The 479-nt window shown below is 71.2% G+C and carries 1 pseudogene; it reads left to right on the forward strand.

Annotated elements, in window-relative coordinates:
- Positions 1-67: 67 nt before the first annotated feature.
- Positions 68-479: pseudogene (locus tag JMF97_RS30580) on the forward strand (hypothetical protein); the annotation flags it as partial.

The following is a 479-nucleotide window of genomic DNA, read 5'->3' on the forward strand; positions in this document are numbered from 1 at the left end:
GTTTGTTGTTGAATGATACGGCGGCCACTGAGATCTAAACGCTTGCCCATGAAGGCGCGTTTCCGATTTGAGGGGTAAAAGAGACTGGGCCGGATGGCGGGCCCAGTTCGCCACCCACGGCGGGACGAACCAGTTGACCGCGCTCATCGCCAGACTGCGCAAGGCGCCGGCCCCGGCCGAGCGCGACGGGGTGCGGTGGCGCGAACCGTCCGAACGGGAGTTGGCAACCGTCCTGGCCGACCTGCGCGCCGGCGGGTCCCACGTCGGCCGGGGCGCCACCCTCGACGGGGTACCCGAACAGGTGGCGCGGACCGCTTTCCCGGACGGGGCGTGGTACGTGGCCCTGCCCGCCCAGCCGTACGGCGAGCCGCTGCCGGCGTACGGTCCGGCGTTGGCCCGGTTCGCCCCGGACCGGCCGATCGTGGTGATGTACGGCGGGTGGATCGAGTACCACGGTCCGGCGGCGGCCGAGTTCGCCG

The organism is Micromonospora fiedleri (assembly GCF_016774385.1).
Lineage (GTDB): Bacteria > Actinomycetota > Actinomycetes > Mycobacteriales > Micromonosporaceae > Micromonospora > Micromonospora gifhornensis.